The sequence below is a fragment of the Cupriavidus sp. AU9028 genome (assembly GCF_019795295.1).
Classification (GTDB): domain Bacteria; phylum Pseudomonadota; class Gammaproteobacteria; order Burkholderiales; family Burkholderiaceae; genus Cupriavidus.
Genome location: NZ_JAIMCG010000007.1, coordinates 204976 through 220788, shown reverse-complemented (window position 1 = coordinate 220788; position 15813 = coordinate 204976). Strand labels below are relative to the sequence as shown.

The 15813-nt window shown below is 68.5% G+C and carries 15 protein-coding genes; 5 read left to right on the top strand and 10 right to left on the bottom strand.

Translation table 11 applies throughout. The features are described from left to right. Nucleotides 1–30: 30 nt before the first annotated feature. A complete protein-coding gene (locus tag K6V06_RS10425; RefSeq protein ID WP_222243021.1) occupies nucleotides 31–627 on the bottom strand; it encodes a YSC84-related protein in 597 nt (198 codons plus the stop codon). Nucleotides 628–914: 287 nt separating this feature from the next. Between K6V06_RS10425 and K6V06_RS10420 the strand changes: the two genes are divergently transcribed. Continuing rightward, a complete protein-coding gene (locus K6V06_RS10420; RefSeq protein ID WP_222243019.1) occupies nucleotides 915–1358 on the top strand; it encodes a hypothetical protein in 444 nt (147 codons plus the stop codon). A gap of 60 nt (nucleotides 1359–1418) precedes the next feature. On the opposite strand, the gene K6V06_RS10415 is transcribed toward K6V06_RS10420, so the two are convergent. After that, nucleotides 1419–5066 carry an indolepyruvate ferredoxin oxidoreductase family protein gene (locus K6V06_RS10415; RefSeq protein WP_222243017.1) on the bottom strand — a complete coding sequence of 1216 codons (3648 nt, stop codon included), beginning with the start codon at nucleotides 5064–5066 and terminating at the stop codon, nucleotides 1419–1421. A gap of 186 nt (nucleotides 5067–5252) precedes the next feature. Here K6V06_RS10415 and K6V06_RS10410 point away from each other — a divergent pair, with 186 nt between their 5' ends. After that, nucleotides 5253–5735, top strand: coding sequence for an Lrp/AsnC family transcriptional regulator (locus K6V06_RS10410; RefSeq protein ID WP_222243015.1), 483 nt, complete (start codon nucleotides 5253–5255; stop codon nucleotides 5733–5735). Between the two features lie 32 nt (nucleotides 5736–5767). On the opposite strand, the gene K6V06_RS10405 is transcribed toward K6V06_RS10410, so the two are convergent. The 3 genes from K6V06_RS10405 to K6V06_RS10395 are packed head-to-tail and all read right to left on the bottom strand — an operon-like array spanning nucleotide 5768 to nucleotide 9275. After that, nucleotides 5768–6679 (bottom strand): LysR substrate-binding domain-containing protein, encoded by a 912-nt coding sequence (locus tag K6V06_RS10405; RefSeq protein WP_222243013.1) that lies wholly within the window; start codon nucleotides 6677–6679, stop codon nucleotides 5768–5770. A gap of 50 nt (nucleotides 6680–6729) precedes the next feature. Further along, on the bottom strand, nucleotides 6730–7965 hold the full coding sequence (locus K6V06_RS10400) for an amidohydrolase family protein (RefSeq protein ID WP_222243011.1): 1236 nt from the start codon (nucleotides 7963–7965) through the stop codon (nucleotides 6730–6732). 5 nt (nucleotides 7966–7970) lie between these two features. Next, nucleotides 7971–9275 carry an MFS transporter gene (locus K6V06_RS10395; protein ID WP_222243009.1) on the bottom strand — a complete coding sequence of 435 codons (1305 nt, stop codon included), beginning with the start codon at nucleotides 9273–9275 and terminating at the stop codon, nucleotides 7971–7973. Between the two features lie 872 nt (nucleotides 9276–10147). On the opposite strand from K6V06_RS10395, the gene K6V06_RS10390 reads away from it, so the two are divergent. The 3 genes from K6V06_RS10390 to K6V06_RS10380 all read left to right on the top strand — a co-directional run bounded on the left by K6V06_RS10390 (nucleotide 10148) and on the right by K6V06_RS10380 (nucleotide 11505). Then, a complete protein-coding gene (locus tag K6V06_RS10390; protein ID WP_222243007.1) occupies nucleotides 10148–10294 on the top strand; it encodes a hypothetical protein in 147 nt (48 codons plus the stop codon). Continuing rightward, the gene (locus tag K6V06_RS10385) at nucleotides 10291–10629 is read left to right on the top strand and encodes a hypothetical protein (protein ID WP_222243005.1); all 339 of its coding nucleotides are present in this window, start codon (nucleotides 10291–10293) and stop codon (nucleotides 10627–10629) included. Before K6V06_RS10390 ends, K6V06_RS10385 begins: the two co-directional genes overlap by 4 nt. 129 nt (nucleotides 10630–10758) lie before the next feature. Then, the gene (locus K6V06_RS10380; protein ID WP_222243003.1) at nucleotides 10759–11505 is read left to right on the top strand and encodes a hypothetical protein; all 747 of its coding nucleotides are present in this window, start codon (nucleotides 10759–10761) and stop codon (nucleotides 11503–11505) included. 245 nt (nucleotides 11506–11750) lie between these two features. On the opposite strand, the gene K6V06_RS10375 is transcribed toward K6V06_RS10380, so the two are convergent. The 5 genes from K6V06_RS10375 to prmA all read right to left on the bottom strand — a co-directional run bounded on the left by K6V06_RS10375 (nucleotide 11751) and on the right by prmA (nucleotide 15791). Beyond that, nucleotides 11751–12218, bottom strand: a complete 468-nt coding sequence (locus K6V06_RS10375) for a hypothetical protein (RefSeq protein WP_222243001.1) — start codon at nucleotides 12216–12218, stop codon at nucleotides 11751–11753. 19 nt (nucleotides 12219–12237) lie between these two features. Further along, on the bottom strand, nucleotides 12238–13185 hold the full coding sequence (locus K6V06_RS10370; protein WP_222242999.1) for a carbohydrate kinase family protein: 948 nt from the start codon (nucleotides 13183–13185) through the stop codon (nucleotides 12238–12240). Nucleotides 13186–13296: 111 nt separating this feature from the next. After that, nucleotides 13297–13797 (bottom strand): thiol peroxidase, encoded by a 501-nt coding sequence (gene tpx, locus K6V06_RS10365; protein ID WP_222242997.1) that lies wholly within the window; start codon nucleotides 13795–13797, stop codon nucleotides 13297–13299. 127 nt (nucleotides 13798–13924) lie between these two features. Further along, nucleotides 13925–14836, bottom strand: coding sequence for a zinc-ribbon and DUF3426 domain-containing protein (locus K6V06_RS10360; RefSeq protein ID WP_222242995.1), 912 nt, complete (start codon nucleotides 14834–14836; stop codon nucleotides 13925–13927). A 46-nt stretch (nucleotides 14837–14882) separates the two neighbouring features. Continuing rightward, nucleotides 14883–15791 carry a 50S ribosomal protein L11 methyltransferase gene (gene prmA / locus K6V06_RS10355; protein WP_222242993.1) on the bottom strand — a complete coding sequence of 303 codons (909 nt, stop codon included), beginning with the start codon at nucleotides 15789–15791 and terminating at the stop codon, nucleotides 14883–14885. Nucleotides 15792–15813: the final 22 nt, after the last annotated feature.

Sequence of the window (15813 nt, the reverse complement as noted above, 5' to 3'; positions counted from 1 at the left end):
GCGGGCCCGTTCTCCCCAGCCGTGGCCCCGTTACAGGTCCAGCTTGGTGATCTTGGTGCCTTCCAGGCTCAGGCCGGCCATCAGGCCAGCATTGGTCATCGCGAAGCCGATGATTTCCTGCTTGGCCGTGTTGGTGTCGATCGCGCCGTTGGCGCCGACCTTGGCGATCGCCACGGTGGCATCGGCGCCGGCGGTCCAGCCGTCGGACGCGACGAACTTGTTCAGCGCCGCCGGGGTCATGAACATCAGGATCAGTGCCTTGGACTGTGCGCCGATCTGCCAGCCCAGCGACCCCGAGATGGTGCGGTAGTAACCGCGGGTGGCGTTACCGACGCGCAATGCGCCATCCCCATACTCGCCGCCGACAAAGAAGCCGGCCGACACCGTGCGGGGGAACACCAGAATGCCGCTGGCGCGCGAGCCCAGTTCACGGGACCCGTTGACCGACGTGTACAGACGATCCAGCGCCGATTGCACGCCGCTGTCGATCTCGCGGCGGCGGGAAGCGCGATCGGAGGCGCTGCTCGGGGTGTCGCGCGTCGTCGTGCATGCGCCCAGCAGAACGCTCCCGCCGGCCAGGGCAAGACCCAGACCTGCACCGGCGTTCAGGAATGCTCGTCGTTCCATCTTTTTCTCCTGTAGTGACTGCGATGCCAGGCGCACGAGACGATGGCGTCGGTCGCGGGGCGCGATCGTGCCAGCTCGTGCTAGCCCTCCGTCTCAGCAATATACAAAGTGGATAACGGTACTGCTGTAGGACTGCGGACGTGGACGAGGCCGATTCTGTCCTACAAGCCACATTTGGCCGCGAATCGAGACACGAACGACCCATTCGAAGCCAAAAGTGCGGCAGCAATGCAACGCGATGTAACTGGAAACAGAATTTTCACGACCGAGCAGCTAAGATGCGCTGCATGCGATACGTTCCTGCCCTGATCTGCGCCGCGCTGTTGCTGGGCGCCTGCGCATCCTCTCCTCCCACCACTGGCGAGGCGGCTGTGGAAGCTGCCGCGACCACCAATGTTGCTCCCGGCACCGGCGGCAGTGCGATCGCCCCGGAGTGGCAGCAGCGCCGGGAGAAGTACACCGCATGCGCGACCGACAAGGCGTCCCGCGCGCTCGCCAGCAGTGAATCGGCCCAGCGGGTCGCCGCCGATGCCGTGCGTGCCTGCAGCGGCGAGCTGGAAGCGGTGCGGACCTCCTTTCGCGACTATCTGAATGCCCAGATGGTGTCCTCGCACGGCAAGCGCTCCGCGCAGCAGGCAGCGGACCGGCTGGGCCGCGACACCGAGGACAAGGTCCGTGCCTATCTGGTACGGCATGTCGAGTACGAGCGCAGCCTGTCCGCCCGCAAGTAATCCCACCTCTGAAGACATGCATGCGGCCGGCGCCCGACCCTGGGCGCCGGCCGTTTTCGTTCAGGGACTGTCACTCGTCGCGGCGCGCCGCTTCGGTTCTGCAGCGGCTTGCGTGACCGGAATGCCACGCAGCTGGCCGATACCGTTGGCGCCGCGCCGGCTCTCCGGCCTGGGGTAGCGACCCGGGTCGAAACGGTGCAGCAATTCCGGCAGGCGCGCCACCGCAATGGCGTACGCGGCCAGCTTGACGTGTCCGAAGCCGCGGACCTGCGCGGGCAGGCGGGCGATCTCCACGGCATGCGGAAGGTTCTGCGGCGTCAGCGCGGGCAGCAACGCGCGCAGCCGGCTCTCGTAGTCGACGATGGCCTGCCGCTCCAGGCGCCGTTCTTCGGTATGGCCGAATGGATCGAAGCGGGTGCCGCGCAGGCGCTTGCCCCTGGCCAGCCAGCCCAGCACCGGCCACAGCCACGCGCCGATCTCGATCTTGCGCGGCGCGCCGCCATGCGGGCCCCGCCGCGCGAGCAGCGGCGGCGCCATGTGAAAGCGCAGGCGCAGCGGACCGTCGAAACGGGCGGCCAGCGCTTGCCGAAAGCGCGGGTCGGCATGCAGGCGCGCGACTTCGTACTCGTCCTTGTAGGCCATCAGACGGGCGAATTGCTCCGCCACGGCCCGCGTCAGGACCTCGCCTGCGCCAGCCTGGCCCAGCGCGCTTTCGGCGCGTCGCACCTCCTCCACCAGCGCGCGATAGCGGGCCGCATAGGCTGCGTCCTGGTAGGCAGTCAGCAGGGCGACACGCTCGGCGATCAAGGCGTCCAGCGGCCTTTGCGTGCCCTCGGCGTCGTGTGGCCCGGGAGGGGTGCCCAGCCCCGCCGCCAGCCTGGACAGTGCCAGTGGGTCGGCCGCGGCGACGCGTCCCAGCGCGAAGGCTTCCAGGTTGGCGTCGACCGCGACGGCATTGAGTTCGATGGCACGGGCGAGGGCGGCGAGCGACACCGGCACCAGCCCCTTCTGCCAGGCGAAGCCCAGCATCACGATATTGGCCGTCACCGCGTCGCCGAGAAAGTCGGTGGCCAGTGTCTGCGCGTCCAGCGCTTCCAGGCTACCGGAGCCCGCCGCATGGCGCAGCTTCTCCAGCAGGGCATCGACATGCAGGTCGGCGTCGGGGTCGCGCTGGAAGGCGGCGACCGGTGTCGGATGGCGGTTGACCACGATCTGCGTGCGGCGTGGCGCGACGGTCAGCAGCACGTCGGGGGAAGCGCCCACCGCAAGGTCGCAGGCAATCACGGCATCGGCCTGCTGGGCATCGATGCGGGCCTGGTTCAGCCAGCGGCGGCTGTCGGCCAGGCGCACGAAGGACAGCACGGCGCCCCCTTTCTGCGCGAAGCCCATGAAGTCGAGCACGCTGGCGACGCGACCCTCGAGATGGGCGGCCATCGCAATCAGGGCGCCCACCGTGACCACCCCCGTGCCGCCCACGCCGGCGACCAGGATGTCGAACGGTCCCGGGCCGAGGCGCGGCGCCGGCAGCGGCAGGGCTGCCGCCAGCGTGCGCAGTGGATCGTCGGTGGTGCCCGGCCGTACCGGGCGCCGCAGTGCCGCCCCTTCGACAGTGACGAAGCTGGGGCAGAAGCCCTTCAGGCAGGATTCGTCGTGGTTGCAGGCGGCCTGATCGATCTGGCGCTTGCGCCCAAGCGGCGTCTCCAGCGGTTGCACCGCCAGGCAGTTCGATTGCACGCTGCAGTCGCCGCATCCCTCGCAGACCGCCTCGTTGATGAAGACCCGGCGCGTGGCCTGCGGCGCGCGTCCGGACTTGCGGCGCCGCCGCAGTTCCGCGGCGCAGGTCTGTTCGTAGAGCAGCACGGTCACACCCGGCATCTCGCGCAGCTCGCGTTGCACGCCGTCCAGATCCTCGCGCGGATGGAAGGTGGTACCGGCGGGAAAGGCATCGGCACCAAGCGGATGGGGCGCGCCATGCCTGGGCACTCGGTCGCTGACGACGGCGACCCGCCCCACGCCCTCCGCCGCCACCTGGCGCGCGATCGCGTCGACGCTGAGCGGCCCGTCGACCGGTTGCCCGCCGGTCATCGCCACCGCGTCGTTGCACAGGATCTTGAAGGTGATGGTGGCCTTGGCCGCGACGGCCTGCCGGATGGCCAGCGAGCCGGAGTGGTAGTAGGTACCGTCGCCCAGGTTCTGGAACACGTGTGGCGTGTCCGTGAAGCGGCTGTGCGCGACCCAGTCCACGCCTTCGCCGCCCATCTGGATCAGGCCCGAGGTATCGCGCTCCATCCAGCTGGCCATGAAGTGGCAGCCGATGCCGGCCTGCGCGCGCGAGCCCTCGGGAACTTTGGTCGAGGTGTTGTGCGGGCAGCCGGGACAGAAATAGGGCTGGCGGCGCACGCCGTCGGCGGCATTGGACAGTAGCGGCGCGGCGACGAAGGCCGGCACCAGCTCGCGACGGTCCAGTGACGGACAGTGGCGGGCCAGCCAGGCCGCGACGATGGCGATCAGCCGCGACGGCCGCATCTCCTCCCGCTCGGGCAGCAGCGGATGACCTTGCGCGTCGAGTTTGCCGAGGATGGCCGGGCGGGCATGCGGCGGCGCGTTGTAGAACAACGCCTGCAGTTGGCGCTCGAGCAGCGGTCCCTTTTCCTCGACCACCAGGATCTCGCGCAGCCCCTGGGCGAAGGTGATAAGGCGGCTCGGCTCGACGGGGAAGGCCAGTCCCACCTTGTAGATGCGGATACCGGCGGCGGACAACGCCTGCTCGTCGATACCGAGCCGGCGGAACACCTCCATCAGATCGTGATGGGCCTTGCCGCAGGTGAGGATGCCGGCGATGGCCCTGGGGCTGTCGACCACCATGCGGTCGATGCTGTTGACGCGGGCGAAGGCGCGTACCGCGTCCAGCTTGGCGCCCAGCCGCATCTCGATGCGCGGCGAGGGCAGGTCGGGCCAGCGGTAGTGCAGCCCGTCGTCCGGCGCCCGATGGCCGGTGGCCAGGCGTACCGCATCGGCGTCGCGCCAGCGCGCGACCCGTCCTTGCAGTCGGTCCAGGTCCACGGTCATCGCGCTCTCGACGGTTTCCGACAGCGCGGTGAAGCCGACCCAGTTGCCCGAGTAGCGCGACAGCGCCCAGCCGTAGAGGCCGAATTCCAGATACTCGGCCACGTCGGCGGGGGCGACCACCGGCATCGACCATGCCTGCATCGCAAAGCCGCTCTGGTGCGACATGGAGGACGAGACGCAGCCGTGATCGTCACCGGCCACCACCAGCACGCCGCCATGCGGCGAGCTGCCGTAGGCGTTGCCGTGCTTCAGGGCGTCGCCCGCGCGGTCCACGCCGGGGCCCTTGCCGTACCAGAGGCCGAACACGCCCTGCACGTTGCGCTGCGGATCGCTTTCGACCTGCTGGGTGCCGAGCACCGCGGTGGCGCCCAGTTCCTCGTTGATCGCCGGCAGGAAGCGCACCCTGGCAGCGTCGAGCAACGGTGCCGCCTTCCACATTGCCTGATCCACCATGCCCAGCGGCGACCCGCGGTAGCCGCTGACGAAGCCGGCCGTGTCCAGCCCCGCGGCGCGGTCGCGCCGGGCCTGTTCCAGGACCAGCCGCACCAGCGCCTGGGTGCCGCTGAGAAAGACCTGCCCCGATGGCGCGGTCAGGTTGTCCGCGAGCTGATAGTCGGTACGGACTGCCCTTGTCTCCATATCCCCTCCACCTGTGCCGGTGCTGCGGTCGCCGCCGGCCCGGCCGCAATGGATGCTGCGCGGAGCGGGGCGCCTGTGCCTGTGGGTGTACCCAGCACCAGTCTAGGCGCGGGAAACGAGAAAAGGCTTTCCTCTTTTCGCCGGGGAGCGCTAGATTTGCGGAAATCCTTGTTCGTTCTTACCGATATGAAAAATGATCCGGTTCCCGACGAGTACTCGCGCCGCATCCTCGTCGAGCTGCAGCGCGACGCGCGGCAGTCGCTGCAGCAACTGGCGGCGGCGGTCGGGCTGTCGGTGACGCCCTGCTGGAAGCGGCTCAAGGCCATGGAAGAAAGCGGGGTGATCCGCAACTACACGATCTGGGTGGACCGGGAGCGAGTCGGGCTGTCCAACTGCGTGCTGGCCGAGGTCAATCTGACGCGCCACAGCGAGACGGTGGTCGACGAGTTCGAGGCCGCGGTGCGCGAATGCCCGGCGATCGTGGAGTGCTATCGCACCACCGGGCAGGCGGACTATCTGCTGAAGGTGCTGACGCCCGATGTGCGGGCCTACGATGCCTTCCTGCACGACGTCGTGTTCCGCCTGCCGGGCGTGACCGGCATTCGCTCCAGCATCGTGCTCAATGAGGTCAAGAGCGGCGCGCCGTTGCCGATTGGCGCCGCGAGCTGAGCTTCCCCGCCGCTGCAAGTGGAAAGGCGGCTTCAGGTCGGCACGGCTGTCTGCTCGATCAGCCATTGCCGGAACAGCCGTGCGCCGGCCGGCTCCACGCGATCGCGCGGCCATACCGCGTAGTAGCCGCCGCCCAGGCTGGCCGCGGTATCGGCCGCGGGCACCAGCAGGCCGTCGCGCAGGCAGGCATCCACCATGTGCCGCCAGCCCAGCACGATGCCGTGACCTTCGATGGCTAGCTGCAGCAGCACCGGATACTGATTGGCCACCACGCGGCGCTGGGGCCGCGCGTCGGGCAGACCGTTCTGGGCAAACCAGGCCTCCCAGGTCATCCAGTTGCGCTGCGCATCCTCCAGCACCAGCAGTGTCTCGTCGAGCAGTTCGAGCGGCCGCAGTGGCGTCCGCCGTCCCCGGTCCAGATAGGAGGGCGCGCAGACCGGCAGCACCTCCTCGTCGTACAGCCGGCGCGCGGCCACCTCCAGCGGCGGTCCCTGGCGCAGATAGTAGACACCGATATCGAACTCGGATGCGGACAGCGAGGCCAGGCTGTCGTTGACCAGCAGACGCAGCTGGACCTCCGGATGCGTCTGGCGAAAACGCGCCAGCCGCGGGGTCAGCCACAGCACGGCAACGCCGGAGGAGCAGGCGACCGTCAGCTCGCTTGGTCCCTTGCGCTTCATCACCTCCTCGGTCGCTTCGGCGCAGCCCACCAGCAGTCGCTGCACGACCTCGGCATAGCGCTGGCCGCTGACCGTCAGGCGCAGTGCCCGCGGCTCACGGATGAACAGCTTCTTGCCGAGGAATTGCTCGAGTTGCGCCACCTGCCGGCTGATCGCGCTTTGCGTCAGGTGCAGCTCGGCGGCGGCGCGCGTGAAGCTGCCATGCCGCATCGACGCCTCGAAGGCGATCAGGCAGGGCAGGGGCGGAAGAGGGGTGATACGCATGGCGGCGTCCGGTCGATCGAGCCGCCATGATAGAGCACCGGGGAGCAGCGTCAGGCCGTGGGCCGGCGATGCATGCGGCCTGCCTGCATCACCATCGACAGGTGCCGGCCTTGCCCCGTCAGCAGCGTGATGTCCTGCAACGGATCGCCATCGACCAGCAACAGGTCGGCCTGCGCACCGGCGCGGACCGTGCCGAGCTCGCCCTCGCGCTGCAGGATGGCCGCGCCTACCGAGGTGGCCGAGCGGATCGCTTCCAGGTTGCCCAGCACATCGGCGCGGATCAGGAACTCGTCGGCCTGGCAGTCGTGCATCTCGCCCAGCAGGTCGGAGCCGAAGCCCATCTGCACGCCGGCGTCGGCATAGATGCGCAGCGAATCGCGCCCTGCCTGCCGCACGGTCTCGATCTTGGCGACCGATTCGGGGGGCAGGCCCAGCCGCGCGCCATCGCGCGCCAGCGCTTCATAGGTGACGACGGTCGGCACCACGAAGGCGCCATGCTTGCGCATCAGCCCGGCGGCCTCGCGGTCGACAAGATTGCCATGCTCGATGGTCCGCACCCCGCAGCGCACCGCGCGGCTGATGGCGCGGCCGGTATAGGCATGCGCGGCGACATAGGTCTGCGCCGCTTCCGCTTCCTCGACGATGGCACGGATCTCGGCCTCGCTGTACTGGGTGTTGGCGATCGGATCGGTGGGGGAGGCCACGCCCCCGGAGGCCATGATCTTGATCTGGGTCGCGCCCTTTTGAATCTCTTCCCGCACTGCCAGCCGCACCGCATCGACGCCATCGACGACCCGGGCGATCGCGCCGGCGCGGAAGGCGCACGAGCACGGCTCGAGCACGTCGCCGCGGGGGCGGAAATCGCCGTGGCCGCCGGTCTGCGACAGCGCCTTGCCCGAGGGGAAGATGCGTGGGCCGGGAACAAGCCCGGTGGCGATGGCCTGGGACAGGCCCCAGTCGGCGCCGCCGGCATCGCGCACGGTGGTGAAGCCGCGATCGAGCATGGCGCGCAGGATCGGCAGCGCGCGGATCGCCACCAGCACATTGGGCTGGCTGGCGTTGATGCCCAGGTTGGCCAGCGAAGCCAGCACGTGGACGTGGCAGTCGATCAGGCCCGGCATCACGGTCTTGCCGCCAGCATCGATCACCGTCGCATCGGGGGCGTCGATGGGGGTGGAGGAGACCGCGACGATGCGCTCGCCTTCGATCAGGACATCATGGTGGCGCAGCATGGCGCCCTGGGCGGGGTCAAGGACGTTGCCGCCCTTCAGCAGGGTACGTGACATGGGATTCAATGGCGTTGCAGGTAGGCGGGCTCGCGCACGAAGCGGGTGCCGACGAGGCTGATGGCGGCGGCGATCATCACGTAGATGGCGGGTGCCATGGTGCTGCCGGTGGTGGCGATCAGCCAGGTGATGATGAAGGACGCGAAGCCGCCGAAGATGGTCACCGCGAAGTTGTAGGCGACCGACAGGCCGGTGGAGAGCACCTTGGCGGGGAACAGTTCCGAGAAGGCCGCCAGGATCGGGCCGGTGTAGGTGGCGATCAGCACGCCGAACACGAGCTGGAAGAGCACGAGCGTGGTCAGCCCTGGCGCCTGGTTGATCAGCGCGAACATCGGCCAGGCGAGCACCAGGATCAGCACCGCGGCACCCGATAGCAGGACCCGGCGACCGATACGGTCGGCAAGCCGGCCGACGATGGGCGAGAACACCATGATCGCCAGCCCGCCGACCATGCCCGCGATGAAGCCGGTCGACTGCGGCACGTTGAGCACTTTGATCGAGTAGGTCGGCATATAGAACAGCAGCACGTAGGTGCAGACCGTCCACAGGATCACCATCGAGAAGCTGGCCAGGGTCTCTCGCGGGTACGAGCGCAGGACTTCGCGCAGCGGCTGCTCGGAACGCTCGGTGGTTTCGGCGCGGAAGGTCGGGGTCTCGTCCAGGTGGTGGCGGATGTAGTAGCCGACTGGACCGATGATGATGCCGAGCAGGAAGGGCAGGCGCCAGCCCCAGCTGTTCAGTGCCTCGGTCGACAGCGCGCTGGTGACGAAGGTGCCGACCGCCGCGCCAAGCAGCACGGCGACGCCGATGCTGGCCTGGATCCAGCTGGAGTAATAGGCGCGCTCGCGCTCGGGTGCGTACTCGGTGAGGAAGGCGGTCGCCCCACCCATCTCGCCACCGGCGGAGAAGCCCTGCATCAGGCGGGCGATCACGATCAGCAGTGGCGCGAAGATGCCGATCTGCTCGTACGTCGGCGCGATGCCGATGATGGTGGTGCCGACGGCCATCAGCAGGATGGTCAGCGACAGCGCTGCCTTGCGGCCCACGCGGTCGGCATAGATGCCGAGCACGATGCCGCCGACCGGCCGCATGAAGAAGCCGACGCCGAAGGTGGCGACCGCCAGCAGCAGCGACGACAGGTCGTCGCCGGTGGGGAAGAACAGCCTGGCGATGATGACGGCGAAGAAGCTGTAGACAGTGAAGTCGAACCACTCGAGACCATTGCCGATCACGGTGGCGATGATGGCCCGCCTTCGCTGGCCAGGCTGGATGATGGGCGGTGCGTCCGCGTAGGCGGCACTGGTCTGCATGGGTTTCCTCCTTTCGTTGTTCCAGGCCATGCATCCCGATCCGGGGGCCGGCCGATCACCGATGGTAGGAGCAGCGCCGCCGCAGGCGGTAACGAAATCTGCGCATGTCCGCATGCGGTGCGCGCATGCGATCCGGTCGCCCGCGCCACTGTGACGATGCCTTGCACGGCAGCGAGCGTTGCGTGGATGCATCACTGACGCCGTCATGACGGCAGGCCAGCAACCTCGCGCAATGACGATGCCCGCGGCGTTGCATCCATCGCCGCCAGCGCGAGCACCGGGGCAGCGAGCGGCGATGCAGGGCGTCGCGCGCGATGCGAAGGTGGCCGTGCGCACGTCGGATAGCGGGCGACATCGCACCCCTCGCACACGGCCGTCGATGCCCGCGGACGCTTGCCGCCGACCCGCCTCGCGTTGCATCGCGGACGCCCTCGCGCAAGCGCATGCGCTTCGCATCGACCGTCCGCAAAGCCTTGCGGTATGCGGCTTTGCGGACGGCGGCGGCATGGGTGCGGCGCATGCATGGAGCGTTGCGAGCCCCCTTGGCGTGGACCCGCTCGATGGCTCCGAGCGGTGCAGCGGGGCGCTTCGCAAGAGCTATCGGGCAAGGCAAAACGCATCGCGATACATCGCCGCGCCGATGCATGTCGGTGTCCTCGATCGATGACGAGAACCATCACGATGACCGCGATGCGCGACGGCATGAAGGGCCTTCGACATGCCCTCATCACGATGCGATCAACGCTTCAATCGGTCCTTCATCAGGGCCATCGATTTCATCGCTTTGAGGGGCCGGTTTTTTTGAACTTTTTTCTTAACATCACCGACCAAACGAATTATGATTCGCCTTGACAAGAGTCCGACTTCGCTGCATGGAAGCAAGACCGCAACAAGCCATTCACGTGCAGAACGCAAACGATAAACGTGATGATCGCCGCGACGGGGAGAGCGGCAATGGCGGTGGCGGCAATGGCTTCGATGATGGTGTCGCGGAGAGCCAAGGAGCGACAGAACTTTGACGCAGACCAGACCGGGCTGGCTTCATATCAAGCGTACTGACTCCTTCGACCCAATGACGGGATGGGTGGGCTGCCTCGAATCGAACGACGTCTGCCGGATGCTCGTGGTAATCGCAAATGAGATGACGAGAGCGATTGCCGCGATGCCTGCACTGCGTGAAGGTCTGTCGTCGGAAACCTCCTACTTTTTACGCCGCGCGCCGTCGGTCAACGACGCGCGAGCGGATCGAATACCGCAGGCCGCGGCAAGCGGCGGGCCGGCAGCCCGCCATGCCGTTCGTCATGACGAAGCTGCCCGGCCGGTCCGGCGTGGCGCCTGCGAAGGAATTCATTAGCGTGCGGCAACGAAACGGCGGTGCGCCGATGAATCGCTCGCTCGACTGGGGTGACAGCTGTCTGCCTCGGGTCGGTCGGGTCGCCAATCTGGGACATTCGATATTCACGCTTCAGTGAAGGAGTTATCCATGGCAACGACTGCGAAGAAGAAACCCGCGGCCAAGAAGGCCGCTCCGGCCAAGAAGGCAGCCGCCGCTAAGAAGGAAGCACCGGCGAAGAAGGTAGCGGCGAAGAAGGCCGCTGCACCGGCTGGCAAGACGGCCGCCAAGAAGACCGCGACCAGCAAGGTAGCGGCCAAGAAGGCGCCGGCCAAGACCGCTGCGGCGAAGAAGAGCGCGTCCACCAAGGTAGCGGCGAAGAAGGCTGCGCCGGCGAAGAAGGCAGCGACCAAGACCGCGGCCAAGAAGGTCGCCGCGAAGAAGGCGCCGGCCAAGACCGCTACAGCGAAGAAGACCGCGTCCACCAAGGTGGCGGCGAAGAAGGCCGCACCGGCGAAGAAGGCTGCGACCAGGACTGCCGGCAAGACTGCTGGCAAGACCGCAAGCAAGACCGCAGGCAAGACCGCGAGCAAGGCTGCAAGCAGGACCGCGGGCAAGACTTCCGCAAAGGCCGCGGGCAACGCGTCCGGCAACGGCGCTTCCGTGAAGACCGCGAGCAAGAAGGCCGCCGCTCCGGCGAAGAAGGCTGCTGCTGCCGATACGCAGGCTGCGGCACCGGCTCGCAAGTCGGCACCGCGCAAGTCGGCTGCCGCCAGCAAGCAGGCTGCCTCGGCAGCGCCGGCTCCTGCCGCCGCTGCACCGGCGCCGACGCCCGCAGCGAAGACCACGCTGAGCCCGGCGGCGGCATGGCCGTTCCCGACGGGCAGCCGCCCGTAAGCGGTCGAGTCGGCGTGTCCGCGCCGATGCCGCATCCGCGTTCCCCCTTGCGGGGACCAGCAGGCACGCCTTGCGTGCCACGATGACCGGATACGCCGTATCCGGTCGGCAAGCCTGGCGGCTTGCCAGACCCGCCGGCGGCGCCTGCCCCGGCGGGTTTTTCATTTGCGCCGGCCAGGGCGGCCCGTTGCGGCGCAAAAAAAACCGCCCCGAAGGGCGGCTTTCCTGACCCGGTCCCGCGCGTGTCAATGCGTCACGCGCGTAACGCCCCCGGAGGTCAGCAGGCGGACCCGCTCGCCGGGCCGGAACAGCTCGTCGGCGTCCTGCGTGATGGCGCGCATCTCGCCGTTGTCCAGGCGTACGGTGATCTCCAGACCGCGGCGTTGATCGATGCGGTTCTCGACCGCGCTGCCTGCGATACCACCGAGCACGGCACCGAGGATGCCGGCAGCGACCGAGCCGCTGCCGCTGCCGATGGAGCTGCCCGCCGCGATGCCGCCGATGGCGCCGCCGGCAATGGTGCCCGCCCCGGTGGGCTGGCCCTGGATCATGATCTCGCGCACGCTCTCGACGACGCCGTAGCGCAGCGTCTGTTCGCGCTGCGCCTGGGATGGCGTGTAGATGCTGGCGGAGCTGGATTGCGTGGCACAACCGGCCACCAGGGTGGCGGCCGCGACAAGGGCGAGGCCACAGGGTCGGATCAGGGTTTGCATGGTATTTCCCCGCAAGGGTTTACGCGAAACGGAAGCCGAACGCGGACTCGAAGCGTTCCTCGATCTGCTGCCGCGACAGCTTGTAGTTCTGAGGCCCCTGCTGTGCGATCTTCAGGGCCCCCATCAGGCTGGCGAGCCGCCCGGTGGTCTCCCAGTCGTAGCCTTCCTCGAGACCGTACAGCAGGCCGCCACGGAAGGCGTCGCCGCAACCGGTCGGATCGACCACCTGCTCGGCCTGGACGGCGGGAATATTGTACTGCCGGCCATCGGCCAGAATGGTCGCGCCCTTCTCGCCATGGGTCACGATGTAGGCGCGCACGCGCCCGGCGACCTGCTCGCGGCTCCAGCCGGTGCGAGCCTCCAGTACCTGGGCCTCGTAGTCGTTGACCGTCACGTAGCTGGCGAGTTCGACAAAGTCGCGCAGCGCCTCGCCGTCGAACAGCGGCATGGCCTGTCCCAGGTCGAAGATGAAGGGGATGTCCGCCTCGGCAAACTGACGGGCATGGTGCAGCATGCCTTCCCGGCTATCGGGCGCGACGATGCCGACCCTGGGGCGCTCGGCACCGCGCACGGCGTCGTGGACGTTGGACGACTGCGACTGGTTCATCGCACCCGGATGGAAGGCGGTGATCTGGTTGTTCTCCAGATCGGTGGTGATCATGGCCTGCGCCGTGAAGGTGCCCGGCATGGTGCGGATGTGCTCGGTGGAGATGCCCAGGCCGCGCAGATAGTCCAGGTACGGTCCCGCATCCTCGCCGACGGTCGCCATCACCACCGGCTCGCCGCCCAGCAGCTTCAGGCTGTAGGCGATGTTGCCGGCGCAGCCGCCGAATTCGCGCCGCATCCCGGGCACCAGGAACGACACATTCAGCATGTGGATCTGGTCAGGCAGGATGTGGTCGCGGAAGCGGCCCTCGAAGGTCATGATGGTGTCGTAGGCGACGGAGCCGCAGATCAGGCTGGACATGGAAGATGTGGAATGGCGTAGGTAGAAGGAACCGCGACAGGCCAGCGCAAGGCAGGGCAGGCAGGCGCGACGTCGTCGCCTGCTGCCCGCCATCGTTGCCCGGCAGGGCGGTCAGCGCAGCGTGGCCAGCGCCGCGTCGTAGGCCGGCTCGGTCTTGATTTCCGGTACCAGCTCGCTGTACAGCACCTTGTCGTCCTGGTCCAGCACCACCACCGCGCGCGCGGTCAGCCCGGCCAGCGGACCGGTGCGGATATCGACGCCGTAGTCCTGTTTGAAGGCGGCGCCGCGCATGGTTGACAGCGGCACCACGTTGTCCAGCCCTTCGGCCGTGCAGAAGCGGCCCATGGCGAAGGGCAGGTCCGCCGAGATCACCAGCACGACCGTATCGGGCAGCGCGCTGGCGGCCTGGTTGAAGCGCCGTGCGGAGGCCTGGCACACCGGGGTGTCCAGGCTTGGCACGATGTTGAGCACCTTGCGCTTGCCGGCGAACGCGGCCAGCGACACATCCTTCAGGTCCTTGCCGACCAGCGAGAAGGCGGGAGCCTGATCGCCGGGCTGCGGAAAGCGGCCGCCGACTTCGATCGGGTTGCCGCCAAGGGTTACATTGCTCATTGTCGCTCCTGGTTCGATGGGACGAAAAAACGGGACGAAAAACTAGGCCGAAAAAACGGGACGAAGGGGAAGGACGCACCGCCACGCCATGGGCAGGCGCCTGGCGCAAGCCCCCCGGCCGGCGCGATCAGGGATAGTGGATCGACACGCGGTAGCCGAGGGCCGGGGCGCTTCCTGCACCGCCTTTCGTTCCGAATCGTACCTGAACGCTTCGTTCCGCGTGCCCCGGCAGGCCACGCTTGTCGGCGGCGAGCGCGCCCTGCAGGTACTGCTCGGGCCCGAACTGATGCCGCTGCAAGGGCGCATCGCGCAGATCGGTCAGCACCAGTTCGATCCGGGGCCAGGCCACCAGCGCGCCGCTGTAGTTTTGCAATGTCACGGACAGCTGGTACTGGCCAGGACCCTCGCCCTGTTCCAGTTCGGATGCCGCGATGCGCAGCGCGCCCAGCTCGCGCGTCGCGGGAACGTCGCAGCCGAGCGGCGCGCACAGCGATTCGAGCAGCGGACGCAGCACCGGCTGCCGTGCGGCCAGCGTGGTCCTGGCAAGCAGCGCGGCGCCAGCCAGCGCCAGCAGCAGCGCCAGCATGACGAGCGTGGCGACGATGGCGCGAAGCGCGACCGCGCCTCCACGCGGTTCGCGGCGCCGATGCCGGGTCAGCAGATCGTCGCTGCCGGCCGACGCCGTGGCGGTGGGGCCCCCGGCCGGCTCGGCCGGCGCGGCACGGCCCAGCATGGCCTGCTCGCGGGCGACGTCGGTCGGCGCAAGGTCGACCGTTTCCTCGGCGGGTGCACGCAGGAAGCCGCCTGCGCTGACGTCGCGCGGAGGGGTTTCCTGTCTGGGAGGGGGAGGAATCGGCTCGCTGGCGTCGCCGGGGACGGTGTCCGTGCCGTCCTCGCGGATCAGATGCTGGCGCGCGTCAAAGATGGTGTCGCACTGGCCGCACTCCACTTCGCCGTTGCGCACGGCGAGCTGCCCGGGCGAGACAACCAGCTCGGCCTGGCAGGTGGGGCAACGGGTCAGCAGTTCGGCTTTGGCCACGGGAAACCGGTCTCCAGGGAATCGCCCGAGCGGCGCACCGGCCGGCTCAGCGGGCCGCGCCGCGCTGGCCGTGCAGGCAGACCCAGCCTTCTTCGCTGCGCCACACCGACATGGCCAGCCAGGGCGCATAGGCAGCCGCCACCTCCTCGGCCTGGCGCTCGAGCACGCCGGACAGCACCAGGCGGCCGCCCGGACGCACGCGGGCGCTGAGCATCGCCGCCATCAGCTTGAGCGGATTGGAGAGGATATTGGCCACCACCACGTCGTAGACGGCGTCGGCGGCATTGGCCTGGCTATCGGGCAGGGCAAAGGTGGCGCTGACGCGGTTGCGCTCGGCGTTGAAGCGCGACGCTTCCACCGCGTTCGGATCGATGTCGATACCCAGCGTGTCGCCCGCACCGAGCTTGCGCGCGACGATGGCGAGGATGCCGGAGCCGCAGCCGTAGTCGAGCACGGTCTCGCCCGCGCGCAGGTTCTGCTCCAGCCATTGCATGCAAAGCCGGGTGGTCGGATGGCTGCCGGTACCGAAGGCCAGGCCCGGGTCGAGCTCCAGTACGACCGCATCCGGTTCCGGCGCCGCATGCCAGGAGGGCACCACCCAGATGCGCTCGCCGACCTGGATCGGGTCGAACTGCGACTGCGTCAGCCGGACCCAGTCCTGGTCCTGCACCTCGCGCAGCGTGTGGGCGGGAACGGCTTCGCCAAGCGCATTGGCCGCGGCGGCCAGCGCCAGCGCCGGCTCGATGTCGGCGTCGAACAGCGCGACCAGGCGTGACCGTTGCCAGGCATGGCGCTGCGGCTCCATGCCCGGCTCGCCGAACAGCGGCTGCTCGTCCGGCGTGTCGGCGTCCGCGTCCTCCACCGACACGGACAGCGCGCCCAGTTCGAACAGCGCGTCGGACCAGGCTTCCGCCCGCTCCTGCGCAATCTCGATCACACACTCCTGAAATGCCACGCGCTCGTCCCTGTAGTGACCG